This window comes from Phaeobacter sp. G2, from assembly GCA_025163595.1.
Lineage (GTDB): Bacteria > Pseudomonadota > Alphaproteobacteria > Rhodobacterales > Rhodobacteraceae > Pseudophaeobacter.
In genome coordinates this window covers 1,209,476-1,231,342 of record CP104100.1, presented here as the reverse complement: position 1 = coordinate 1,231,342, position 21,867 = coordinate 1,209,476, and the positions used below count along the sequence as shown (strand labels likewise).

Annotated in this window: 21 protein-coding genes, 1 tRNA gene, 1 rRNA gene and 1 pseudogene; 5 read left to right on the top strand and 19 right to left on the bottom strand. The window is 56.3% G+C overall.

Annotated features, from left to right (window positions below):
• Positions 1-74 precede the first annotated feature (74 nt).
• A complete protein-coding gene (locus N1037_05985) occupies positions 75-1,226 on the bottom strand; it encodes a substrate-binding domain-containing protein (GenBank protein ID UWS80566.1) in 1,152 nt (383 codons plus the stop codon).
• Between the two features lie 75 nt (positions 1,227-1,301).
• Between N1037_05985 and N1037_05980 the strand changes: the two genes are divergently transcribed.
• Positions 1,302-1,724 carry a MarR family transcriptional regulator gene (locus tag N1037_05980; GenBank protein UWS80565.1) on the top strand — a complete coding sequence of 141 codons (423 nt, stop codon included), beginning with the start codon at positions 1,302-1,304 and terminating at the stop codon, positions 1,722-1,724.
• 187 nt (positions 1,725-1,911) lie between these two features.
• On the opposite strand, the pseudogene N1037_05975 reads toward N1037_05980, so the two are convergent.
• A pseudogene (locus N1037_05975) lies at positions 1,912-2,181 on the bottom strand (IS5/IS1182 family transposase).
• A gap of 88 nt (positions 2,182-2,269) precedes the next feature.
• Here N1037_05975 and N1037_05970 point away from each other — a divergent pair.
• Entirely contained in the window at positions 2,270-3,256 is a 987-nt protein-coding gene (locus tag N1037_05970; protein ID UWS80564.1) for a LysR family transcriptional regulator, read from the top strand.
• On the opposite strand, the gene N1037_05965 is transcribed toward N1037_05970, so the two are convergent.
• From N1037_05965 to N1037_05940, 6 genes are all read right to left on the bottom strand, one after another.
• Positions 3,253-4,509 carry a TRAP transporter large permease gene (locus N1037_05965; protein UWS80563.1) on the bottom strand — a complete coding sequence of 419 codons (1,257 nt, stop codon included), beginning with the start codon at positions 4,507-4,509 and terminating at the stop codon, positions 3,253-3,255. The two genes, N1037_05970 and N1037_05965, sit on opposite strands and share 4 nt — an antisense overlap.
• A gap of 12 nt (positions 4,510-4,521) precedes the next feature.
• Positions 4,522-5,094 carry a TRAP transporter small permease gene (locus N1037_05960; protein UWS80562.1) on the bottom strand — a complete coding sequence of 191 codons (573 nt, stop codon included), beginning with the start codon at positions 5,092-5,094 and terminating at the stop codon, positions 4,522-4,524.
• Positions 5,094-6,059 carry a TRAP transporter substrate-binding protein gene (locus N1037_05955; protein UWS80561.1) on the bottom strand — a complete coding sequence of 322 codons (966 nt, stop codon included), beginning with the start codon at positions 6,057-6,059 and terminating at the stop codon, positions 5,094-5,096. Before N1037_05955 ends, N1037_05960 begins: the two co-directional genes overlap by 1 nt.
• 73 nt (positions 6,060-6,132) lie before the next feature.
• Entirely contained in the window at positions 6,133-6,885 is a 753-nt protein-coding gene (locus tag N1037_05950; GenBank protein UWS80560.1) for a glucose 1-dehydrogenase, read from the bottom strand.
• A gap of 49 nt (positions 6,886-6,934) precedes the next feature.
• Entirely contained in the window at positions 6,935-7,978 is a 1,044-nt protein-coding gene (locus N1037_05945; GenBank protein ID UWS80559.1) for a transketolase family protein, read from the bottom strand.
• Complete coding sequence (locus N1037_05940) at positions 7,975-8,826, bottom strand: transketolase (protein ID UWS80558.1); 852 nt, start codon at positions 8,824-8,826, stop codon at positions 7,975-7,977. The genes N1037_05945 and N1037_05940 overlap by 4 nt, the downstream gene beginning before the upstream one ends.
• A gap of 384 nt (positions 8,827-9,210) precedes the next feature.
• Here N1037_05940 and N1037_05935 point away from each other — a divergent pair, with 384 nt between their 5' ends.
• Positions 9,211-9,951 (top strand): hypothetical protein, encoded by a 741-nt coding sequence (locus N1037_05935; protein ID UWS80557.1) that lies wholly within the window; start codon positions 9,211-9,213, stop codon positions 9,949-9,951.
• Positions 9,952-10,358: 407 nt separating this feature from the next.
• Here the strand turns inward: N1037_05935 and N1037_05930 are convergent, their stop codons facing one another.
• The 9 genes from N1037_05930 to N1037_05890 all read right to left on the bottom strand — a co-directional run bounded on the left by N1037_05930 (position 10,359) and on the right by N1037_05890 (position 19,002).
• Positions 10,359-10,691, bottom strand: coding sequence for a nuclear transport factor 2 family protein (locus N1037_05930; GenBank protein ID UWS80556.1), 333 nt, complete (start codon positions 10,689-10,691; stop codon positions 10,359-10,361).
• A gap of 62 nt (positions 10,692-10,753) precedes the next feature.
• Positions 10,754-12,199 (bottom strand): aldehyde dehydrogenase, encoded by a 1,446-nt coding sequence (locus N1037_05925; protein UWS80555.1) that lies wholly within the window; start codon positions 12,197-12,199, stop codon positions 10,754-10,756.
• Positions 12,200-12,222: 23 nt separating this feature from the next.
• On the bottom strand, positions 12,223-13,002 hold the full coding sequence (locus N1037_05920) for a coniferyl-alcohol dehydrogenase (GenBank protein UWS80554.1): 780 nt from the start codon (positions 13,000-13,002) through the stop codon (positions 12,223-12,225).
• A gap of 17 nt (positions 13,003-13,019) precedes the next feature.
• On the bottom strand, positions 13,020-13,655 hold the full coding sequence (locus N1037_05915) for an ABC transporter ATP-binding protein (protein ID UWS80553.1): 636 nt from the start codon (positions 13,653-13,655) through the stop codon (positions 13,020-13,022).
• A 92-nt stretch (positions 13,656-13,747) separates the two neighbouring features.
• Entirely contained in the window at positions 13,748-14,479 is a 732-nt protein-coding gene (locus tag N1037_05910) for an ABC transporter ATP-binding protein (GenBank protein UWS80552.1), read from the bottom strand.
• Positions 14,476-15,402 (bottom strand): branched-chain amino acid ABC transporter permease, encoded by a 927-nt coding sequence (locus tag N1037_05905; GenBank protein ID UWS80551.1) that lies wholly within the window; start codon positions 15,400-15,402, stop codon positions 14,476-14,478. The genes N1037_05910 and N1037_05905 overlap by 4 nt, the downstream gene beginning before the upstream one ends.
• The gene (locus tag N1037_05900; protein ID UWS80550.1) at positions 15,402-16,262 is read right to left on the bottom strand and encodes a branched-chain amino acid ABC transporter permease; all 861 of its coding nucleotides are present in this window, start codon (positions 16,260-16,262) and stop codon (positions 15,402-15,404) included. Before N1037_05900 ends, N1037_05905 begins: the two co-directional genes overlap by 1 nt.
• 68 nt (positions 16,263-16,330) lie before the next feature.
• A complete protein-coding gene (locus N1037_05895) occupies positions 16,331-17,548 on the bottom strand; it encodes an amino acid ABC transporter substrate-binding protein (GenBank protein ID UWS80549.1) in 1,218 nt (405 codons plus the stop codon).
• Positions 17,545-19,002, bottom strand: coding sequence for an aldehyde dehydrogenase family protein (locus N1037_05890; protein ID UWS80548.1), 1,458 nt, complete (start codon positions 19,000-19,002; stop codon positions 17,545-17,547). Before N1037_05890 ends, N1037_05895 begins: the two co-directional genes overlap by 4 nt.
• Positions 19,003-19,208: 206 nt before the next feature.
• Here N1037_05890 and N1037_05885 point away from each other — a divergent pair, with 206 nt between their 5' ends.
• On the top strand, positions 19,209-19,979 hold the full coding sequence (locus N1037_05885; protein ID UWS80547.1) for an AraC family transcriptional regulator: 771 nt from the start codon (positions 19,209-19,211) through the stop codon (positions 19,977-19,979).
• A gap of 350 nt (positions 19,980-20,329) precedes the next feature.
• Positions 20,330-21,217, top strand: coding sequence for a recombinase family protein (locus tag N1037_05880; GenBank protein ID UWS80546.1), 888 nt, complete (start codon positions 20,330-20,332; stop codon positions 21,215-21,217).
• Between the two features lie 359 nt (positions 21,218-21,576).
• On the opposite strand, the gene N1037_05875 is transcribed toward N1037_05880, so the two are convergent.
• Positions 21,577-21,653, bottom strand: a tRNA-Met gene (locus N1037_05875).
• Between the two features lie 95 nt (positions 21,654-21,748).
• Positions 21,749-21,863: ribosomal RNA gene (gene rrf / locus N1037_05870) — 5S ribosomal RNA — on the bottom strand.
• Positions 21,864-21,867 lie beyond the last annotated feature (4 nt).

Sequence of the window (21,867 nt, the reverse complement as noted above, 5' to 3'; positions counted from 1 at the left end):
TAAGGCTTGCCGAATTAACTTTCCAATTCAAGTATTTTATTTTCCGTTTCAACTAAAACGTATAACCATTTGATTTATAGCTCTTTTATGATCTCAAAAAGGGCACCGTCAGCCTTGGCCAGGTATATCGGTGCTTCATTCAGGTTCCGTTTGCTATGGCGCGATCGCCGCACGGAATCAAATTTTATCGCGCCCAGACTGCGGCTATCCTTGTCCCGCCAGTCGTCCTTATAGGCTGTCATCAGGCCTGCCAGAAACTGCACACCCTCGTAGGTGGACTGGCCCAAGGCGTTCAAGGCAGGCGCAGTATCCCCGTGAATGCGGTAATATCTTTCGCGGAAATTCTCGTTTTCAGGCGTCGCCAAGGACCCGAAATATGATGCCGCCGAATACAGGCGCTTGAGATTTTCCTCACCGCTCGCCAACAACCCGTTCTCTTCAATCGCGCATGAAAATCGGACCATGCGGTCATGCATTCCCGCCTCACCAAATGCGCGGTTGAACGTGACAGCATCCTGACCAACAAGAGAGAGCAAAACCGCCTCAGCATTGGATTGCGCAATCTCGGACACAAGGCTCGACATATCGCTGACACCGAACGGCAAATAGCGCTCGTAGGTGATATGTGCGGACAACTGAGATAGTTTTTTGGTGGCATAGCTGTTCGATGAACGCGGCCAGACATAGTCATTGCCCACAAGCGCCCAGTTCTTGATCTTCATATCTTTGCAAAAGTGTTCCAGCGCGGGCCCAAGTTGGCGGTCTGGCGTGTCACCAATTGCAAAAATACCCTTTGTATTTTCACCTCCCTCATAAAGTGGGGTATAGATATAGGGGACGCGCTGCCGGATGATCTTGCTCAGGTTTTGACGCACAGCACTGATATGCATCCCAACAATCGCATCAATCGCTTGAATTTCAATTAGCGAGTTGATCACTTCTTCGACTGGTGTCTGCGCCTCAAGTGCTGAATCAATCATGATCAGCTCGACTGGGCGGCCATCTATTCCGTCTTTCTCATTGAGCTGGGCAACCGCGACCTGCGCACTAGATATACAGGATGGCGCCCACAAACCCGCTGACCCGCACATTGGAATGAGCAAACCAATACGAAACGTATTCCTCGGAAAATCTGATAGTTTGCCTTCGATTTCGCTTAGCTCGCTTGGCGCGATTACCTTAGGCGAGCCCGGACCGGCACTTTTGGAGTTATTGGCAACCAACATGAATAGTAAAATGCGTTGAAATTGCTTTCCAAGTCAATTAATTTGCAATCTGGACCCAAAAATACGAGAATAACAATGTCGAGCCCACACCCAGTTCAATCCTACCTGTCCTACTCGCTCGCAACGGCGCACCGCAAAGTTCACGGTGCGCTGAGTAAACGGTTGAGGGAGTTTAACGTTCAGGTAGAAGCTTGGCGCGTGATGGAAATTCTCGAAGCCGGCGCAAAACTGACGATGGGAGACCTGGCAGAGGCTGTCTTGATGAACCCGCCAACGCTGACAAAGCTGGTTGATCGAATGGTGTCTGACGGCATCGTCCACAGACAGATGGCAAGCGTCGATCAGCGGCAGGTCAACCTTGTTTTGACAGATTTGGGCAGGAAACGCGTTGAGCAAATCCGCGAGCAAGCACGACTTGAAGACGATGCGATTTTCAACAAGATCGGAAGTGAAAAAGCCGATTTACTTCGCAAAATTCTGGGTGAACTTGTTAGCTAGGATCCGGACCCTAAGCCCCCCGAGAAATGGACACGTCTTGTCAAAAGGCGCTCGCGAGTATCATTTTCGACAAACCTGTTTCGATTAGGTCATGTTTTGCCATTGACCTGAGCCCCGTCTTTCACTCCGGCCAGGCTTTGTTGCACAAATCGGGGTCTGAGCGCATTTCCCCTTTCCCTGGGCGGATTTACCCTACGGGCTCTGTGACGGGTATGCCAAGAGCGGTGTAGCGGTTTAGGACCGCGATGCGGACTTGGATTTCCGCTACCTGCCGGTCGAAGTCCCAGGCCATCAGCGATTGGCCGAGCAGCTTCACACAGTGCATCTTGGTTTCAACGCGGCTTCGGCGGTGGTATCCGCTCCATCGTCGCCACAGCGCGCGCCCTAGGTATCGTGAGGCATTGACCGCTTCGTTTCTTGCGATGGCTCCGGCGCTTGTGGGTTTCCACGGTTTGGCCGCCCCTTCGTTTGTTAGGAGTGCTACTCGACAATTTCAGCCCATCTTAATAGAGTCTACTCTCTAAGTCCTCAGGGTCCGGCGTCAAATGCGTGACATAAACATCAGAGCAACCGAATACTTCGAATCCGTGGCGCGGCTCGGGACGGTTACGAAGGCCGCGCAGGAACTCGGCGTATCCCCATCGGCCGTAAGCCAGCAACTACGAATCCTAGAAGAGCAATTTGGCGTCAAACTTTTTCGCCGCGAAAAACGACGGCTTATTCTGACACTGGACGGAGATCGGCTGTTTCAAACCACGACCCAGGCCTTCAGTGCCATCCGAAACGCCCGAGGCGCGATCTCGCGCCAGCGGGATACACGCAATCTGACCCTTCGGGTCAGCCCCAGCTTCGGCGTTCGTTGGCTTGGTCCAAAAATCGCAAATTTTGCGACAGAAAATCCCGACTGGAACATCCGCATTGACGCAACGCCCGACTTCACCGCATTCGATACCGAGGCGGTCGATTTTGACCTGCGCTACGGTTTGGGCGGTTGGACGGGCCTGACAGTCAACAACGTCATGCATGATCTTGTGCTTCCGCTGTGCAGTCCGGATTACCTTGCTTCGTTGCAGGAACACTCCGACGATCCGCGCGAACAGATCAAGGCGGCGCGCCTGATCGACAGCGTGAAGATGCTGTATCGTTGGGATCTATGGCTTGCTTCGAACAAGATCGAGATCGAGGGCCTAACATATCCTTTTCGCTTCGACCGATCCTCGATGTCGATTGAACTGGCAAAGCAGGGCGGCGGGCTTGCGCTTGACAGCGTGACGCTCTGCCTGCCGGAACTGCAGCGCGGTGAGCTTGTACCGTTCTCGACGAAATTCGACGTTATAGATTTCCCGGCCTATTGGTTCGTTTGTCCGCCACGCCACTTCAACCGCCGGATCGTGAGCCGATTTGCGAGCTGGCTTCAGTCCAGTGCAGACGAGCACGAAGCGGCCGCGCGCAAGTTTCTGACCGGCTTGGGGTGCAGCTTCCGGCCCGAATCCGGGCCGGAACTGATCGATGTGAAACCCTGGGGTATTTAGTAAATCGTCAAGGCGGGTACGTAAGAGATGAGCAAAAGGACCACGATTGCCACACCGTAGAACGGCAGCAACCACTTCACGGTCTGGCCAATACTCGCACCCGAGATCGCCGAGGATATGAACAAAGTCGTGCCAACAGGCGGGGTGTAAAGACCGATCGCCAAGTTGACGACCATCATCAGACCAAGCTGCACAAGGTCCAGACCGATCGCATTGCCGATCGTGACGAATAGTGGGCCGAGAAGAAGAACTGCGGCAGGCAGATCGAGAAACGCGCCAACGATCAGCATCACCACATTCAAGGCAAGGATAACCATCCAGGGTTCTGAGAAGGTCAGTTGTACCCATTCAGCAAGCTCCTGTGGGACTCGCTCGGCAGTCAGAACCCACTGTATCGTGGAGGATGCCATGATGATGATCATGACCGCGCCGGTCATCAGCCCGGTGTCGACCGAAGCCTGCCAGATTCCACGCCATGTGAGGTCGCGATAGACAAGGCCGGACACCAGGAGTGCATAGGCCACCGCCATGACGCTGACCTCGGTCGGCGTGGCGACACCGAAGCGCAGGGTGCCGATCACGAAGATAGGCATAAGCAGCGCGGGGATCGCCGCGAAAATCTGCGGCTTGAACGCCCGGAAGCCGCCTTCGAGCGGTGAGCGCGGCAGGTTCTTTCTTCCCGCCACCACCGCGACTGCCGCGAACATACCAACGCCGAGCATGACACCCGGCAGGATACCGGCGATGAACAGGTCAACGATTGAGACATTGGACACGAGGCCAAACAGGATCAGCGGAATAGACGGCGGGATCAGGACCGACACGGTCGACGAGGCCGAGTTGATCGCGGCCGAAAACCCGGCCGGATAGCCTTCTTTCTTCTGCACCGGGATCAGCGCATTACCAAGCGCGGAGGCATCGGCCACCGCCGAGCCGGACACGCCGCCAAACATCACCGAACCGATGATCGAGACCTGGCCGAGCCCCCCTTTGAAATTGCCGACAATCAGTCGTGCGATATTGACGAGATAGACGCCGAACTTGCCCGACATCATCAGGTTGCCGGCGAGGATGAAGAACGGGATCGCCAACATTGGGAAGCTTTGTGTCGGCGTATAGAGTCGCTGTGCGATCACTGCCATCGGCTTGCCGTCGAGCCAGAGCGCAGCAGCGACCCCGCCCAGCATGGCATGGGCGACAGGGACCGAAATCGCCAGCAGAATGAAGAAAATCCAAACGAGGGGAGCGGTCATGACGGTCTCCTTTCAGCTCAGGCTTGCGTGTTGGGGATCGTGATTGACAACATCATCGCCGGACAGCGCCCTAAAGAGGTTGAGCGCGGCAATGATCGCTATGGCCGCGAAAGCGTAGACAAGACTCGAATACCCCCAAACCTGCTTTATGCCGAGGGTCGACAGGGTCTGGAACTGCGAGGCCTTTAGAATTGGCTGGCTGGTCCAGAGAACACTAATAGCAATGATCAGGATAATCGCTTGGATGATCAGATTGAGTCCGAGAAGCGCCCGGCCTCTCAGCAAATCAGAAAGCAGCGTGATCGCAATATTGCGCCCGCGCGCCGAAGCAATCACGAGCCCACCAGCCACCAACCAAGGCAGCAGGATCGCATGTATTTCAGAAGCCCATGGGATGCCGGAGCCAAGAGCGTAGCGTAGGATCACATTGACGAGAAGTGCTACGAACATTAACGCGAGACAGGCTGCCACGATGATCCGGCCGCTCCAGTCCAGTACGTTAGTAGCCCCGCGAGCCAGGCTGAGGAAGGGGCTGTTCTGCCCCTTCCCGCCATTCTCTGGGGGCTTGCGGTCCCCGGCGGACATCAAAGGCCCGCCGCTTCGCGCAGTGCCGCAACGAGCTCAGGGTACTGCTCCGCGTACTGGTCGTAGACGGACTGCGTTGCTTCTTGATATGCCGCCTTGTCGGCTTCGGCGAAGATCGCGCCTTCGGCTTCCATCGTCGGCCGCAGCTCCTCGTCAGAGGCCAGTACCAGGCTTCGCTGCATCTCGCCGGCTTCGGCCACGGCGTCGGTGACACAGGTTTGCGTCGCCTCGTCAAGGCCCGACCACCAGGCCAGGCCCGCGACGACTGGCGTGGATTCGTACTTGTGGCCGGTCAGTGTGACGTAGGGGGTAATTTCGTGAAGGTTGGCCGAGTAGATGTTCACAAGCGGGTTTTCCTGCCCGTCGAAGACACCGGATTGCAGCGCGGTCGGCAGTTCTGACCATGCCAAAGGAGCTGGAGATGCGCCCAGAGCCTCAAAAATGTCGACCGTCATCTGATCGGGAGGAGTGCGGATCTGCATGCCCGACAGGTCAGCAGGAGTTGGAACGCCCTTCTCAGTGTGTGTGACGTTCCGGATGCCGTTGTCCCAGAAACCCAAAACCTTGAGGCCTGCGTTGTTGGCGCGTGCGTCGATCATGTCACCGACTTCGCCGTCAAGCACGGCCCAAGCAGTCGGCAGATCCTTGAACAGGAAGGGCAGCCCCAAGAGGCCCACTTCCGGTACGATCTGGCTCATTGCGCCTTGGCTGTTGGCGGTGATGTTGATGACACCTGCCGTGGCAGAGGTCAGCATCTCGGAGTCGTCACCCATCGTAGCAGAGGCTGCCACGTTGACGGTGTGCTCGCCGCCCGTACAAGCAGTAAAGAGTTCGGCGAACTCCTCGGCTGCAACATAGCGAGGGTTACCCGGGTTGGAGCCGTGGGCGAAAATAATCTCGTCGGCTTGAGCGGTGCCGGCGAGTAGGGTTGTGGTGGCCAGTACAGCCATTAGCGTTGTCTTCATTGTAGGTTCCTCCCTTTGAGAAGACTTCAGGTTTTGGCGCCACTCCTCATGGCACCGGCTTTCAGCTCGGTGATCAGTGTATCAAAGAGCCTCCATTGACGTCGACCTCAGTGCCTGTGCAGTAGGCCGAAAGGTCAGACGCTAGAAACAAGGCGCAGCCTGCGACGTCTGACGCCGCTCCGGCTCGGCCCATGGGAATGCCGTCCAGCACCATCTGTTGCTGATCAGCGGTCAGCTTACCTGCTGTGATGTCAGTGGCGATGAAGCCGGGACAGATGGCATTCACGCGCACGTTGTCGGGGGCCAGCTCACGCGCCATTGCCTTGGTCAGACCAAGGACACCGGCTTTGGCTGCGGAATAATGCGGCCCGCCAAAAATACCGCCGCCGCGCTGCGCAGAGACGGACGACAGGTTGACGATGGAGCCGGATTTCTGCGCTATCATCCCAGGGATGACGGCCTGGCTCACATAAAGCGTGCCGCGCAGGTTCACGTCTGTCACCGCGTCATAGTTCTGCGGCTCGATCTCCATGATCTTGAGTGGCTGGGTGATCCCGGCGTTGTTGACCAGAATGTCAATCCGGCCCCAGCTGTCCATCAGCGTCTGGATTGCCGCATTGCAGGCATCTTTGTCAGTGACGTTACAGGCGAGACCGACATGACCCTCTCCGAGGTCCGCCGCTGCGGCCTTTGCCGCGTCCGCGTCGAGATCCAGAATGGCGATTGTTGCGCCGTGTTCGGCGAACATTTGCGCTGTCGCCTTGCCGAGACCTCGGGCCGAGGCCGCGCCGGTCACAATGGCGTACTTGTTCTTCAGAAGCCCCATAGCCTCTCTCCTCCCTTAAATTGTGTTGGACTGACCGAACCCAAAATCGTCACAGCCAATCTTTGATCTTCCCCGCGATCTGGCCGACCGTCAGGCCGTACATTTCGTGAAGCGTCGGCAACGCGCCTGCCTCAAGGAATTCGTCCGGAAGACCAATCATTCTGAACGTCGGGGTTACTCCGTTCGTCAGCAGGGTCCGCGCAACCGCCTCACCAAGTCCGCCAACGACGGTGTGGTTTTCGGCCGTAACGACCAGACGTCCGCCCTTCTGTGCCTCCGCAAGGATCGTCTGGGTATCCAGTGGCTTGATCGTCGGGACGTGCAGAACGGCAGCCTCAACCCCATCCGCTTCGAGTTGGACGGCGGCGTCCAGCGCACGCATGGTCATGAAACCGGTCGAGATGATTAAGGCATCTTTCCCGTCGCGTATGATCTGCGCTTTGCCCAGCTCGAACTTGTAGTCTGGTTTGTGGCGAGTCAGAACGCTCGGAACCTTGCCCCGTGGCAGTCGCGAATAAACCGGACCGTCATGCGCGGCGATCTGCGGCACCATGCCTGCGATATCGTCGGCATCGCACGGGTCAATGATCGTCATGTTCGGCAGGCCCCGGAAGATCGCCAGATCTTCGGTCGCCTGATGCGACGGTCCGTAACCGGTGGTCAGGCCAGGCAAGGCACAGATAATCTTGACCGGCAGGTTTTCTTCAGCAATCGCCATTGCAATGAAGTCATAAGCGCGCCGCGAGGCGAAGACAGCATAAGTCGTGGCAAAGGGATTAAAACCTTCCCGTGCCAGCCCGGCGGCGGCCGACATCAACAACTGTTCCGCCATACCCATCTGGTAGAACCGGTCCGGCATCGCTTTGGCGAAGACATGCAGATCTGTGTATTTGGCGAGATCGGCGGACAGACCGACAATCTTGTCGTCTTTCTGGGCGGCCTCGACCAGGGCATGGCCGAAGGGTGCTGCCACCGTGTCATAGCCCTCTGCCGCCAAGGAGGCTATCATCGCGGTCGTCGCAACCTTCTGACCGTCCGGGCCAAGCTGGACCGTGCGCGGCTCGTATTTGCGCTTCATCGAGGCGAGGGTCATTGCGGCTTTCCTTCTTCCAGCTTGGCCAGGGCTTTGGACCATTCGTCGGCTTCCACGCGCACGAAGTGAGTGATTTCGCGGCTTTCCAGGAAATCTACGCCCTTGCACATGCGTGTGTCGAAAATTATGACACGCGGTCCGGCATGGTCGGTGTTGCGTGCCTCATCGAATGCGGTCACGACGGCATCAAGATCGTTTCCATCCACCCGCTGCGCGTGCCAGCCGAAGGCGGCCCATTTTCTCTCTTCATCCCCTTGCGCCAGCGCCGCGCGCGTCGGCCCGTCAGCCTGCTGATTGTTGAAATCGACCAGACAAATCAGGTTGTCGAGCTTCCACTGAACGGCAGACATGACCGCTTCCCAGGTCGATCCTTCACCCAGTTCGCCGTCCGACATGAGGTTGTAGACGAAGGCGGGGCTTTCCTTGCGCTTTAGGCCAAGAGCCGCGCCGACAGCGATGCCCAGACCGTGACCCAACGATCCACCGGTAATTTCCATACCGGGCGTGTAGGACGCCATGCCAGACATGGGCATCCGGCTATCGTCCATACCATAGGTTTCAAGCTCGTCCTCCGGCAGGATTCCTGCCTCCATCAACACCGAATAAAGCGCGATGGCATAGTGACCGATAGAGAGGTAAAAGCGATCCCGACCTTCCCATTCAGGGTCTTCTGGCCGGTATTCGAGTGCATGGAAATACGACGCGGCAAGTACGTCCGCCACGCCGAGAGCCTGGCCGATATAGCCTTGTCCCTGAACCTCGCCCATCAAGAGCGCTTTGCGCCGGATGTTCCACGCGCGTCGCTCGAGCGAGACGTTGGATTCAGAATGTCGACGAACTGTTTCCATGATTTCCTCCCTTTGCCCAGTTGGGCGTCGGAGGAATTGATAGCAGAGCACACTTCACCGGTCTTTTATCTAAATTTACAGACTTTGTTAGCTCAGCTTAAATGACCTTCATAATCTACGGAACGACTACAGCCAGACCGGCCGCTCTCAAATCAGGTCGTTGGCATCGGCCAAGTTTGGCCGCTGCAATGTCTGTCTGACACGGATTGTACCAGTTCGCGCCCGACGCAGCATTGGTCAGAATGCGCTCTTTGCCGCCGAATGCGTCTGCGGCGTGTCCCAAAGAACAGGCGACCTGACAACGGCCATTCAAACTGCCTGTAAAATTTAGGTGTCAGCGCGGTGCTGATGTCTGGGTTTGGCGGGAGGATTGGAGGGCGTAATATGCCAAGAGTCCAACTTCCCGCTGTCACCCCGAAACGAAGACCCTGGAACCAGGGCCGGATCATCGGCCAGAAACGACCACTGTTGCCGAAACAGGTCTGGGCGACCCTCGACGTGATCGCGCGCGTCGAACTGCCCGACGAGGACATCTACGCCACGCACACCAACCTCAAGATGAAGAAGATCGCCCCTGGCTTCGCCAAGATCACCAGCCATCTGAGCAATGCCGGCACCCTGGCCGTGCAGCCGGTCGACGGGGAAGTGCCCGAACATCTCGACCTACCGCGACTGCTGCGCGACTTGGCCTACCGGACCGCAGGGGCCCCGGCGATCCTGCTGGTCGGCAATCCTCTCTACCACGACGCGACCATGCCCGGCGCGTCGACCCGGGACGCCTGGCCCAGCGACGCCCACTACGCGCTCACCCCTGCCGAGAGCCCCTTCGGCACCGCCGACATGGAGGACCGGCTCGTGGGGCTGAAGATCAACTGGTGCATCACTCAGGACGACTTCGTGAACGGCGCGCACGAAGCGGGTGTGCATAGGGCCAACGCCATGATGATCGCGGGCTACGGCGCCCAGCTGGTCACCTACACGCCCAACCTGACCCAGTGCTTCGAGCGCACGGCGGCGGGCGATGTGTCCGGGGCGGACAGCTTCCCGCCCCTCGATCCCGGCGCCCGCCTCACCGGGGAAGGCCGGCGGTCACCATCACCGCCCATCCCCGTTCGGTGGAACTAGGTGTTCCTAGCCGCGTGTCACGGTCGAGCGAAACGGTTTAGCCGTTGCAATAGCGTCCGTCCCGCCTTCCCGAACGCTTCTATATCCATTTGGAACACCATGCTGTGATGGCAGCGCAGTTCGACGGAACAGACATTCATGCAGCCCGCAGCATCGGTCAAAATGGGCTCACTGCCAACCTTCGCTGCGCGGCAGGGACAAGCGCCTGATCGCCCCGCGCGGCTTCGCTTCCGGCCCAAACCGGCCCTTGTGATGCGCTGAGACCAACGTCCGCTTTTAGGCATTGATCCGGGTAACGAACCAGCTTTTCAGAAGTGGTTCTGCTTTTTGCAGGATCGGGTCGGCTGATTAGTGTCAGCTGTTCAGCCTGGCGGTGCCTTGGTTTCACAAAGCACCGCCAGAATATCTCAAAACATGCCATTTTCATTTGCACTGTTCTTGGGCATCACCTGCAACACGTCCCAATGCTCGACCACCTTGCCGTCACCGTCCATACGGAAAATGTCCATTCCAGCATATTCCAGACCTTCGGGCCAGATCTGATGGCAATGCAAGACGACCCGGTCTCCCTCGGCCAAAGCTCGTTTCACGAGGACTCGCTTGCCGGGGTATTCCACCGCCATCTGTTCGAAATAGGCGATGAAAGCCTCTTTACCGTCACCGACATGTGGGTTGTGCTGAATGTACTCATCCCCCGCATAGGTCTCGATAGCAGTGCGGGGCTGACAATCGTTGAACATCTGTTAGTAAAACGCCACCACATTGCGTTTGTTTTTCTCCAAGTCGTGCATCAGGTTTTTCTCTAGAAGGGAAAGTGTTGATGTGGATCTTCGATGGTCACCCAGCGGATCGAGGTAAAGGCGTCGATTGCCGCCTTGCCGCCAAATCGGCCATAACCACTGTCTTTGACACCACCAAACGGCATTTGCGCTTCATCCCCAACCGTTGGACCATTGATGTGGCAAATCCCACTTTCGATCTGATCGGCCACGGCCAATGCTCTTTGGATGTTGGAGCTATAGACCGCTGCGGACAGGCCATAAGCCGTATCATTGGCCACGCGAATGGCCTCGGCGTCGTCTTTGACGCGAATGATCGGCTTTACCGGGCCAAAGCTTTCTTCGGCATAGACCGTCATGTCTGGTGACACGGTGTCAATCAAAGTCGCCTCAACGATTGAACCGTCGCGGTTCCCACCTGCGATTACCTTGCCGCCCTTGGCCCTTGCATCTGCAATGATGGCATCCATCTTTTCTGCAGCTTCCGGCGTGACCAGAGAGCCCAAGACCACCTGGTCGCGCGGGTTTCCTGCGGACAAGGCATTGGCCTTGGCGGCAAAGGCTTCGATGAATCTGTCGGCGATGCCCTCGTGCACAATAACGCGCTCTGTCGACATGCAGATTTGACCCTGATTCATGAAGGCCCCAAAGGCGGCACCATTCACAGCGGCCTCCAGATCGGCATCGTCGAGAATAATCAACGGCGCTTTACCACCCAATTCCAGAAGCACTGGCTTCAACTGTTGTGCAGCCTTAGTGGCAATGATGCGCCCGACACTGGTGGATCCGGTAAAGTTGATGTGGCGCACTTCCGGCGCAGCAATCAGCGCGGCAACGATGTCGGCGGCATCTTCTGGCGCGTTGGTGACCACATTCATAACCCCATCTGGAAATCCAGCTTTGCGAAAGGCTTCTCCAATTGCCAGATGCGTGGCAGGGCATAGCTCGGACGCCTTCAGGATTGCTGTATTGCCACATGCAATGGCCATCGCGACGGCGCGCACTCCCAGAATGATCGGCGCATTCCATGGCGCGATACCCAGACAAACCCCAAGTGATTTGCGCTGTGCCATGGCCAAAGTGCCGGGCTTGTTTGCGGGAATAACCTCGCCTGTAATCTGTGTGGTCATGGACGCGGCTTCGCGTAGCATTCCGGCGGCCAGCATACAGTTGAATCCGGTCCAAGGTGCTGTGGCCCCGGTTTCAGCGGTCGCCGTTGCGATGATCTCAGGTGTCATCTCTTCCAGTGCATCGGCGGCTTTCAACAGCAAGCCTCGACGCTCAGCGGGGCCGGTTTTTGACCACGCCGGATAAGCCGCACCTGCCGCTTTGGCAGCGATTAGGACATCTTCGACAGAGGCCGCAGGTGCGACGGTTGCGACGTCCCCGGTAACTGGATCGTGACGTTCGTAAGTTCGCTCGCCCGACGCGGCCTGATCCTGACCGCCGATCAACATGGAAATATTCATTTGTCTTCTCCTGGAATTTGCGGTTACGCAAGGCCGTTGCTGGTGGCATCAATGTTGGCACGCATTCCGCCATCAGCGGCGATGTTGACACCCCGCATCCAGACAGAGCCATCACCTAACAAAAACACCACGACTGGCGCGACATCAGTCGGGCGTCCGGGACGGTCCATGATCCGCATATCCTCTTCGGCACGCTCGCCCAGCGTTTCCAGAAAATCTGCCAAAATCGGTGTTTCCACAGGGCCTGGGCTGACCGAGTTCATACGAATACCCCGATCCCGCCATGTCCAGCGGTTCTCATGTGTCCAAGCCACCAACGCCTGTTTGGAAAAGAAATAGCTGTTTTCCGCGGTGACCTCCTTGTCCTTGCAAAACTGGGCAACGTCCGCGTGTTTCAAGCCTTTGGCAGCTGTAATCTTTGCCACTTCACTTTCCCAGCCGATACCTGCCAAAGAGGCCAAATTCACAATAGACGCATTGTCGGCAAGGCTATCTACCAGCCCCAGCGTCAAACGCTTCAATGCTACTAAGTTCACCGTGACAACGGTGTCGACGGGGGCCGTTGGCGGAACCCCGGCAATGTTGGCCAAGCCATCTGCTTTCAATGGTTTGAGCTTTTCAACCAAGTCGTCAAGCGCGGCCTCAGCGGTCAAATCAACCTGATGAAAGGCATCAACGTCGATTTTTGGAGGATTGCGATCTACCGCGATCACAGTTGCGCCAGCGGCCATTAGTTGGCGTGCGGTTTCTTCGCCAATTCCCGAGGCAGCCCCGGTCACAATGATTTTTTTGCGGTTTAACATGTGCTTTCTCCCAGATCTCAATTGCTCTTTGCGGTGTCCGCGCCACCCAGGTAGGCAGCCTGAACCGCCGGGTCATTCAGCATCGCATCAGCAGCGTTTTCACCGGTGATTTCACCGTTTTCGATCAGATACCCCCGATCAGCGATGGCCAGACTTTGCTTGGCATTTTGCTCAACCAGCAACACGCCCATTCCTGTCTCGCGGATGAGTGACAAGTTGCCGAACAGCTCCTGACACAACAGCGGAGACAGGCCCAGAGACGGTTCATCCAGCATCAGAATCTCGGGGTTGGCCATCATCGCCCGGCCAATGGCCACCATCTGCTGCTCGCCACCCGACATGGTGCGGGTGACTTGGTTTTTTCGCTCCAACAGCTTTGGGAACAGTTCCAAAACCCATTTCAGGTTTTTGTCTTTGCCACGACGCCCGCGTTGCGAATAGGCCCCAAGCATCAGGTTTTCCCACACGGTCAAATCGCCAAAAATGCCGCGCCCCTCAGGGACAAAGGCGATACCCGCCTCGACAATCTCATCAGATTTGCGCGAAAAAATATCCTTGCCGCTTAGCTCAACCCGGCCCTCAGCTTGCCCTTCACAGATGCCACCAACGGCACGCAGAAGCGTGCTTTTTCCGGCCCCGTTGGCGCCCAACATGACAACAATTTCCCCAGGTGAGACGTTCAATGAGACTCCGGCTAACGCGCGGTGAAGACCATAAGAAACAGAAAGATCAGAAATGCTTAGCATTATCCTTCTCCCAAATAGGCGCGAATAACTTCAGCGTCTGACAAAACATCGGCAGGCGTGCCCTCGGCGATTTTCTTGCCCGAGTTCATGACCACACATCGATCACACAGCGACCGGATCGCATCCATCACATGCTCAACAAGGATGATGGTCCGCCCCTCTTTGCGCAGATCGGCGATCAACTCGATACCGATCTGCAACTCGCTGGGGTTCAACCCAGCCAACCATTCGTCCAGCAACAGGATTTCCGGCTCGGATGCCAGCGCGCGCGCCAGTTCCAGCCGCTTCTGGTCGATATAGGTCAGCGACCCGATATCAAGATCCTTTTTGTCGCCCAAATCAAGCCGTTCAAGCAGCGCGGTTGCAAAGCGTTCAGCTTCGCCCCCCCAACGCGGCTTATGGGCAAATGCAGCCCCCGCCACGACGTTTTCCAGAACCGTCAGGGTTGGCAGGATGCGCACCAATTGGAAGGTGCGAGCCACCCCAAACCGCGCAATCTTATGCGGCGGCAACGGGGTCAGATCATGGCCTTCCAGAACAATGGACCCGGACGTTGGCTTCAACGCGCCAGAAATCAGGTTCATGGTGGTAGATTTGCCCGACCCATTGGGGCCGATGATGCCCATCACCTCGTGTTCGCGCACATCAAAGCTCATGTGATTGACCGCTACCAAGCCACCAAAACGCTTGGTGAGGTTGCTGACATGAAGGATTGTTTCTCCGGGGATCATTTGCGCACCCTCCGCATGATAGTCTCAACTAGGCCGACAAGTCCGTTCGGAATGAAGTAGACAATCAGCAGGAAGGTCAGCCCCAACAGCAAGGTTGTCGAGCTTGGGAAAGAAATAGTTATGGCTTCCCAGACCAGTGTGAAGGGGACGACACCGACCAGTGGCCCCCACAACCGATGCACGCCACCTAGCAAGGCCATGATCACGACCATGAAGCTCAGCTCGGGTGAAAAGACGACATTTGGTTCAATGTATGAGTACCGTGGCGCCACAATGGCTCCGACCAATGCCGCGAAAAACCCGGTGGTCACAAACAAAACAACCTTGGACCAGGCCGTATTGATGCCGACGTGACGGGCCACTTCTTCGTCATTGCCTAGAATGCGCAGAGCAAAACCCAATCGGGATCTGTTGATCCACCAGCCCACCAGAAAGACAACCACAGCAACTGCCAGCAACATCCAGTAAATGTGCTCTTCGGTGAAGTCGGTCAGCACATATAAGCCGCGCGAGCCCAGAAAATTGTTCTGCACCCAGGACACAAGGTTTCGGATCATCTCGGCCAGGCCAAGCGTGAAGATCACAAAGTACACGCCCGATAGGCGTAACGTGACCAAACCGATCAGCAACGCCAGAAACGCTGCAACAACCGGGGCCATGATCGCCATGGTCCAAAAGGTTTGGTCATAGTCGCTCATACCGGTGCCAACGAGATATCCACCGACCCCAAAGAAGGCACCCGTCGAGAGGGCGATCAGGTGGGTTGGCCCCGAGAACAGTGCCCAGCTTGTGGACAGCGCGATATACATCATCGCGGTTGTGGCGATGGACAGCCAGTACCCATCAGCAATCCACGGGAAGGCAATTGCGACGACGGTAAGCACCGCACCAATAGCAAGATTTCGCAGTTCTGTCGGTTTCATCACACGCGCCTCCCGAACAGGCCTTGCGGACGGAACAACAGCACAGCAAGGAAGATCACATATGCCGCCACAAGAGTGAGCCCAGGATCAACAATGGTCGCTACGGCTGTTTCCACCAATCCAAGGATAAGAGCTGCAATGATGGCGCCGCGAATATCTCCGACACCGCCCATAATGATGATGATCAAAGCCTTCATGGTGAAGATCACGCCAATCGACGCATCCAGAGTGATAAAGGTGGAGATCAGCGTGCCCCCCACAGCAGTAACAGCGCCGCCAACCGCAAAGGCCAGTGCTGAAATCTTGTCGACGTTGATACCGACAAGCCCTGCAGCTTCGGTACTGACAGACACGGCACGCACAGCGGTTCCGGCATATGTATGGTTCAGCCAATAATACAGCCCGGCACCAATGCCGACCGCCACCAGAAACGCCACCAAACGGTTTTGCGCTACGGTGCTGCCAAGAATGGAAAAGGGTTCGGCCAAAAAGGAATAGGTGAAGTATTCACCGTGGATCGACACCATGATCCCAACAAGCGCAAAACTCATCCCGAAGGTGGCAAGAATTGAATCGACTTCTAATTGGCCTTGGCTCTTAGCGCGTCGCACCAGTGGCAACAGCAGATAACGATAGGCCAGCCAGTTGCCACCAAACGCCAGTGGCGCGACGATAACGGCCGTCGTAATCGGGCTCAGGTCAGCGACCGTAAAAAGCCAGAATGCGGCCAGGCCACCCAGCACCAACATCTCACCATTCGCGAGGTTCATGATACGGGCGACGCCGTATTGCAGGTTCAGACCCATTGCCATCAGCGCATAAGTGCCGCCCAGCAACAGTCCGGATATGATGATATCCATTTGAATATTCGCCTAGTTTGTAGATGTCCGCCCGACGTGATTTGGTCGGGCGGATGATTGCGACAGGCTTAGTTCCAGCCCAGCTTGGCAACGGCAGAGATCGAGTCGCCCATGCCAGTGTCTGCAACCGCGCGGAACACACCGTCACGCCATTGGCCAACGGACCAGTACCGCTCAGAGTTGTTGTTCTCGTCGAAGGAAACGGGCCCAATCACAGTATCGAACGTATTGGTTTTTATGAATTCAACAGTCGCCGCACGATCAATTGTGCCAACACCTTCGATAGCCTGCTCGAGGACTTGCAAGCTGGCGTAATACGTGGCCGAAGCCCAGAAGTCGGCATCTTTGCCGGTTACGGCTTTATGCGCTTCGCGGTATTCTTGCATCGCTGCGGTGTCGGGATTGACGCCCCCAGCGCCCAGACTGCCTTCGATCTTTGACCCAAACTTGCCCGCATAGGCCGGGAAAGCGGTGGCCACGGCGGTGTAGAACGCTTTGACGTTGAAGTCTTCGATGATGGCTTGCTCGGTCAAAGCAAACGTATCGGGTGGGTAAGACCAGGCAACAAAGGCATCCGGCGCCGAGGCTTTTGCCCCTTTTATCACGGGCGACACATCCGGCGTTCCCAGGGGGTATGATTTGTCATAGACAATCTCAAACCCGGCTTCGGCAAACATAGGCCGTGCTTTGTCAGCCAACTCAATGCCAAAGGCGTCGGCCACGTTCACCATGGCGATCTTGGTGCCGATGGTGCCTGCGTCACGCATCGTCACAAGCGTGTCGCGCACACCTTCAACAAAGCCGGTCGTGGTGCCCAGCGTAAAGAACATGTTCGGGAACCGCTCGGACAGTTCCGGCATCTTGTCGGTGATTGCACTAACGGCGATCAGGGGATAATTGTGCTTGGCATAGATTGGTGCTGCCGCAATGTTAAAGCCAGTGCCATAGGGTGACAGCATGTAGTCAACTTCATCCTGCGTCGCGAGACGTTGAACAGCTTTGATGTGCTCACCTGGGTTGGTCTTGTCGTCATATGAGATGATCTCAACAGGGCGCCGTGCCCCATCCACCATGAGGCCACCGCGATCATTGACCTGCTTGGACCACAGTTCGATATTTGGAATGTGAGTCACAGCATCGCCACCGGCCAAAGGCCCGGTCAGGTGCGACACCACACCGATTTTGATCGGATCAGCGGCTAAAGCGGTTGTCGCCATTAATGCGGTCAGCCCCAAAGCTGCACCGGAGCCCAACACCAGCGAACGGCGAATTTTGTCAAAGGTCATAACGTTTCCTCCCATTTCCTTTGGTTTGTCGTCTCGGTCTCTACTGCGCGGGTCACCCACCGCAGTTCAGTAAACTCGTGAATTGCCCAACGCCCACCAAACCGGCCATAACCGCTCGATTTTACGCCCCCAAAAGGCGCGTGTGGCGAGTCGTTTACAGTGCTACGATTGATATGGCAGATGCCGCTTTGGACTTGCGCAGCCAGTTTTTCAGCGCGTTCAATGTTTTGACTGAACACGGAACAGGCCAGACCATACTCGCTGTCATTGGCAACGGTTATGGCCTCAAGATCATTGGCAACGCGGGTGATTGATAGGATCGGGCCAAAGACCTCTTCGTTGTAGATGCGCATGTCGGTCTCGACGTCATCCAGCAATGTAGGCTCGACATATGCCTCGCGAAGTTTCCCACCTCCAACAAGCTTGGCCCCCTTTGAAACTGCGTCACTGATCATCCCGGAGAGGCGCTCGGCCGCAGCCAAACTAATAACCGGCCCAACATCCGTTTCCGGTTTGCGAGGGTCCCCAAGAACCAGAGTTCTGCGACCTGCCTCGATCCGCTCGATCAGTGCATCCGCAACAGAATGTAAAACAATCAATCTTTCTGTCGACATGCAGATCTGACCCTGGTTGCGAAAGGCCCCCTTCAGGGCCATGTCCGCCGCGAGATCTATGTCCGCGTCATCCAGTACGACCATTGTAGATTGGCCGCCCAGTTCCAGAAGGGGACGCTTCAGGTGTTTAGCACAGAGCTCTGCGACACGCCGCCCGACCCGTGTCGACCCGGTAAAGTTCACACGTTGCACGACCGGAGATGAAATCAGCGCTTCGACAATTTCCTCACTGTCTTCCGCGCGGGTTTGGACCACCGCAGCAACATCTGCTGGAAGATGCGATGCATCCAGCACCTCAGCGATGAGCCGGAAAGTACGCGGCGCAAACTCGCTTCCTTTGAGGAGAACAGTGTTGCCGCACAACAAGGGCATTGCGATTGCGCGGAACCCCAAAACAAGGGGCGCGTTCCAAGGCGCGATACCAAGGCAAACACCGCAGGGCACTCTTACCGCTTTGCTCTCGATATTCGGAGCGCTTTCGATGCGTTCAACATGGTTAACGTCATCGGCGTAAGAGGCCGTATGACGCAGAATTTCACTCGCAAACCGGACATTGCTTTCTGCCCACTCGATTGGTGTGCCGATTTCTTCGGTCATAGCCGAAATGAACGCGTCACGGCGTTGTTCGAGTTGAACAGCAATATCAAGAAGAATATCTGCACGGTCGGTTGTAGGACGGGCCGACCACGAGGGAAATACAGCGGCTGCCCGAGCAGCAGCTGCCAGACCGGAGGACCGATCATGAGCGTCCTCAATGCTTACAACCTGACCACTTACGGGACTGATGCTTTCAATAACCAAGCCACTTTGCACGAGCGGCACTGCTGACGTGATCGCCATATTCCCCCCCTGAGCCGATAACCCGGCCCCTCCTGTATCCAACAATAACTCTTGCATATTTGCATGAAATGCTAATTTTTGGGCATTCATTGTTAAATTCTGGGGGTTCTGGCGTGAAACAGTCCTACGCAGTCATCCAAGCGGAGCAAGTCGCATTACACAGCCGTACAATACGGTCACGTTTCCCAGATAGGTTTTCCAGCCTCATGTTTCTGGAGCAGGGCCATTTGACTTCCGGCGAAGCAGAAATTGTTACCGTCGGTCCAGCTCTTTGTTTTTGGCCACAAAACCAACATCAAACTCTGAGCCTGAATGCGGGGTCCCGCGCTGTTATTCTGGGTTTGAGTGACACGATTATTCTCGATGCGATCGGCGCCCGCTCCGAATCGGTGCATCTAAGAATGCTCGTTGAACAGACGTTTGCCGCTCCGCTGCCCCATGACACAGACATCGACCAGATTCGCACACTTTTCGCTTGGTTTGCTGCAGAGCAGGCGAAGGAAGAAGGGCAGTCACCCATGTCTCTCGCGGCCTTTTTGCGTCTTATGCTCATCTGCGCGCTAAGGGCCCACCAGCCCGAACCCATCGCAAAAGGTGCAGAGAAAACGAGTATTCTGCGACGGTTTCGACATCTGGTCGAACTACATTATCGAGATCACTGGCCGGTCTCCCGCTATGCGACAGAATTGGGAATAGACTACGATCGGCTGCATCGAACCTGCAAAAGAAAAACTGGCCGTAGCCCCGCCGAACTTGTTCATGAGCGACTGACAGCAGAGGCCAAGGCCCGCCTTGAAAACTCTGGCTCGCCTCTGAAAAAGATCGCCGCTGATCTGGGCTTTGCGGACGCCACACGGTTTTCACACTTCTTCAAACGCCGCACCGACATGTCTCCGGGAGCATATCGTGCGATTGTTTCACGGCCAGACGGAGAAGACCTTGTTGAACTAAGACGTGGATTCTCTGACTGGCCATAATGGCCACTTCACTCACCCGGAAATTGAAAATCATTAACAAGTGAAAGCATCACAAGTCTAAAAGGAAATCCATGTCATTGAGCGACACTCCCATACTTCTCCGGCCGTCCGCTGCGACAAAGTCGATTTTTCAGTTACTATCCCGGCAGACACTCGCGCAAGTTGCCGCGAAAGTCCGGTTTCCGCCCACCCTTTCTCCTCCATGCCATCCAAATTTAACGAGAGGGATGCCCTCTCGCCGCTCTCCCTGTTCTTTTAGCCTCCCGTTTTGCTGCGCGTTCTTTGTGACGCACAGCAAAACGGGAGGCCTTTTAGGTTTCCAAAGCTGGTGTCGATTTTCAATCACATCAATGGAGACCCCAGATGTATTCCTCCCTGCCCCGCGCGGCGGAGCCTGGAAGGTCAACACCATTTACGGCAACGCCGGACGCGGCACCGGGATTCTGAACATCCAGCTTTACGCTGGCACGCGGGTCTGGAACCGGCTCAACTATCGCAAGGATCCAGAGACCGACAAACGCGTGTCCCGCAAGCGGGATGAGGCTGAACTTCTCACCTGCGACGTGCCCGAGCTTCGGATCATAGAACCGGCGCTCTGGGACGCCGTCAAGGCGCGCCAGGGCACACAGCGCAAGACCCTGAAGAAGTCGGCTCCCGTCGCCCTGCGGCGCAAGAAGTATCTGCTGTCCGGACTTGTCCAATGCGGCAAGTGCGGCGGCAACATGACTGTCGCTGGGACCGGGGCACGGCGTGCCTACTACTGTGCCAACGCCAAAGAAAAGGGCGCTACTGTCTGCACGGGTCTCCCAGGCATTCGCATAGATAAGTTGCAACCCCTGGTCCTTGCCGGGCTCAGAGATGAGTTGATGATGCCTGAGGCGGTCGCACGGTTCTCCGAAGAGTATCGGCGCCATATCGTGGAGGTGAACCAAACGAGGCATGAAGAGACTGCGGTCCTACGTCATGCGATCGCACAGCAGCAAAAATCGATCAACGGATGTCTGCGCGCTTTCAGGGATGATCGTGCAAAAGAGAGAATCTATGACATGCTGGTGGAGGCTGAGGCGACCAAGAAGGAGCTGACAGCACGGGCAGTGGGTTGTGTTATTTTTCACATTTGGGGATTGTATTGGGAGGGAGATTGTCGCTGTGCTTCGCGCCCCGGTCTGCTTCCACGGGTTTGGAATGTAGTGCGGCTCTGCTACTGTTGTTTGCTGTGGCGTGTAGCACCACCGTAGCACCGGGCGTAGCGCACCAACGCGCAAAGCCACCCTGAGGTGGCGTTAAGTGTCTTATTTCATGTATTAATATAGGTTGCGGGAGTAGGATACCCGCCAGCTCTTTGCACCAGAGTGAACCACCCAGGAATTTCAAGACTTTCCTGTGACTGAATGTACCATAGTCTCTCTGCTCAACTTGAAAACGACCGTCAAAAAGGGTGGTGTGGGTTCTGACTACCCTCAGATTACCATATGAAAGGAGTATTGAAGATGGATTTCAAAGCGGACACCTGCCGGACACGGGACACGGGACACGGGATCAAAACGCATCAAATCGCCCGAGGGCGATTAGTGTATTGATATTGCTCAGAAATTATTGGTTGCGGGAGTAGGATTTGAACCTACGACCTTCAGGTTATGAGCCTGACGAGCTACCGGGCTGCTCCATCCCGCGACAGTTATGATGTCCTATCGCTTTTCTACTTGAGGACGATTTGTCCTAGTAGTTAGCGTTAATGTTATCGTTTTTGAGATTTTGGATTTTACTAGGTTTGGCAGTGACCTACTCTCCCACGCCTTAAGACGCAGTACCATTGGCGCAAAGGCACTTAACTTCCGGGTTCGGGATGGGACCGGGTGTTTTGCTCTCGCTATCGCCACCAAACCAA

Excerpts from the sequence above, each read along its gene's own strand:
- N1037_05905 (UWS80551.1), bottom strand. The coding sequence starts at position 15,402 with ATGAAACCGACAGAACTGCGAAATCTTGCTATTGGTGCGGTGCTTACC.
- N1037_05965 (UWS80563.1), bottom strand. The coding sequence starts at position 4,509 with ATGACCGCTCCCCTCGTTTGGATTTTCTTCATTCTGCTGGCGATTTCG.
- N1037_05940 (UWS80558.1), bottom strand. The coding sequence starts at position 8,826 with ATGGAAACAGTTCGTCGACATTCTGAATCCAACGTCTCGCTCGAGCGA.
- N1037_05880 (UWS80546.1), top strand. The coding sequence starts at position 20,330 with ATGGAGACCCCAGATGTATTCCTCCCTGCCCCGCGCGGCGGAGCCTGG.
- N1037_05935 (UWS80557.1), top strand. The coding sequence starts at position 9,211 with ATGCCAAGAGTCCAACTTCCCGCTGTCACCCCGAAACGAAGACCCTGG.
- N1037_05930 (UWS80556.1), bottom strand. The coding sequence starts at position 10,691 with ATGTTCAACGATTGTCAGCCCCGCACTGCTATCGAGACCTATGCGGGG.
- N1037_05895 (UWS80549.1), bottom strand. The coding sequence starts at position 17,548 with ATGACCTTTGACAAAATTCGCCGTTCGCTGGTGTTGGGCTCCGGTGCA.
- N1037_05985 (UWS80566.1), bottom strand. The coding sequence starts at position 1,226 with ATGTTGGTTGCCAATAACTCCAAAAGTGCCGGTCCGGGCTCGCCTAAG.
- N1037_05910 (UWS80552.1), bottom strand. The coding sequence starts at position 14,479 with ATGATCCCCGGAGAAACAATCCTTCATGTCAGCAACCTCACCAAGCGT.
- N1037_05970 (UWS80564.1), top strand. The coding sequence starts at position 2,270 with ATGCGTGACATAAACATCAGAGCAACCGAATACTTCGAATCCGTGGCG.
- N1037_05885 (UWS80547.1), top strand. The coding sequence starts at position 19,209 with ATGTTTCTGGAGCAGGGCCATTTGACTTCCGGCGAAGCAGAAATTGTT.
- N1037_05980 (UWS80565.1), top strand. The coding sequence starts at position 1,302 with ATGTCGAGCCCACACCCAGTTCAATCCTACCTGTCCTACTCGCTCGCA.
- N1037_05945 (UWS80559.1), bottom strand. The coding sequence starts at position 7,978 with ATGACCCTCGCCTCGATGAAGCGCAAATACGAGCCGCGCACGGTCCAG.
- N1037_05900 (UWS80550.1), bottom strand. The coding sequence starts at position 16,262 with ATGGATATCATCATATCCGGACTGTTGCTGGGCGGCACTTATGCGCTG.
- N1037_05915 (UWS80553.1), bottom strand. The coding sequence starts at position 13,655 with ATGTTGGGCGCCAACGGGGCCGGAAAAAGCACGCTTCTGCGTGCCGTT.
- N1037_05925 (UWS80555.1), bottom strand. The coding sequence starts at position 12,199 with ATGAATATTTCCATGTTGATCGGCGGTCAGGATCAGGCCGCGTCGGGC.
- N1037_05890 (UWS80548.1), bottom strand. The coding sequence starts at position 19,002 with ATGGCGATCACGTCAGCAGTGCCGCTCGTGCAAAGTGGCTTGGTTATT.
- N1037_05950 (UWS80560.1), bottom strand. The coding sequence starts at position 6,885 with ATGGGGCTTCTGAAGAACAAGTACGCCATTGTGACCGGCGCGGCCTCG.
- N1037_05955 (UWS80561.1), bottom strand. The coding sequence starts at position 6,059 with ATGAAGACAACGCTAATGGCTGTACTGGCCACCACAACCCTACTCGCC.
- N1037_05960 (UWS80562.1), bottom strand. The coding sequence starts at position 5,094 with ATGTCCGCCGGGGACCGCAAGCCCCCAGAGAATGGCGGGAAGGGGCAG.
- N1037_05920 (UWS80554.1), bottom strand. The coding sequence starts at position 13,002 with ATGTTAAACCGCAAAAAAATCATTGTGACCGGGGCTGCCTCGGGAATT.